This window comes from Thioalkalivibrio sp. AKL19 (assembly GCF_000420165.1).
Classification (GTDB): Bacteria; Pseudomonadota; Gammaproteobacteria; order Ectothiorhodospirales; family Ectothiorhodospiraceae; genus Thioalkalivibrio.
Window position 1 is genome coordinate 1 of record NZ_ATUK01000009.1, and the last position, 1,015, is coordinate 1,015.

The following is a 1,015-nucleotide window of genomic DNA, read 5'->3' on the forward strand; positions in this document are numbered from 1 at the left end:
CGCGTAAGAGGTAGACCGTCAGTAACGCTTGGTTGGCCTGCAGCAGCTCGTCCAGGTGCACCGCCTGGCCGGCGTTCAACGACGTCCGGTTGCGCAACAGCAGCCAGCGGCTGGACTTGATCACTCGTCGAGCCTGTCGGTCGTCGCCCAGGCGCTTCGCCTCGTCGACACGCACTCGGTCGATCACCTCGCGGCCGTACTTGGCGACCACATGGAACAGGTCATAGACGATCTCGGCGCGCGGGCACTGCGCCCGGATCTCGAGCTCAAAGGCCGTGGTCATGTCGATCGCCACCGCCTCGATGCGCTCGCGCACGCCTTCGGGGAGCTGCTCGAAGAAGGCCCGCGCGGTCTCGCGCGAGCGGCCTTCACCGACCCACAACACCTGGCGCCGGATCGGCTCGATCACCACGGTCGCGTAGCGGTGCCCCTTGTGCAGGGCGAACTCGTCCATCGCCAGATAGCGGATCGACGCCCAGTCCGGCTCCGGCAGCGCAGCCGCCAGTCGATGCCGGTCCACCGTCTTCACCGTGTGCCAGCCCAGGCCATAGAACACGGCCACGGCCTGGATACTGGCCGAACGCAACAACTGACTGCAGGCATCCGCCAACCGGTTGGTCAGCCGCTGATAGCGCCCCAGCCAGCTCAGCCGCTCCAACTGGGGACCGCCGCAGTGCTCGCACCACACGCGGCGACGCGGCACCACCAGCACCACCCGGTACTCGAACAGGGGAAGATCCCGGACCCGCCGCAGCGTCGTCTCGTGCACCTGCCGGGTCCGATGACCGCAGCGTTCGCAGTGCATCCACTGCCGCGTCGGCTTCAGGTGCAACTCCAGCGTGCCGCCGGCCTCCTCCGGCCAAACCGCACGCTCCAGCCGATAGCCTTCCCAGCCGCCCAGCTTCTGCAACGTCTTCTTGTCCAGCATCGCTCCCTCCCGTGTCCTTCCTGGCTCCACGCGAGACTACGATGCCCTTCAGCGGTCGAACACCTCCCCGGTATCCTTCGATGAACT

At 67.1% G+C, this 1,015-nt stretch carries 1 protein-coding gene; it reads right to left on the bottom strand.

Annotated features, from left to right (window positions below):
- Positions 1 to 928: ISL3 family transposase (locus tag F817_RS0101960; protein WP_024326066.1), on the bottom strand; the 928-nt coding region annotated here is incomplete at its 3' end.
- Between the last annotated feature and the right edge of the window lie 87 nt (positions 929 to 1,015).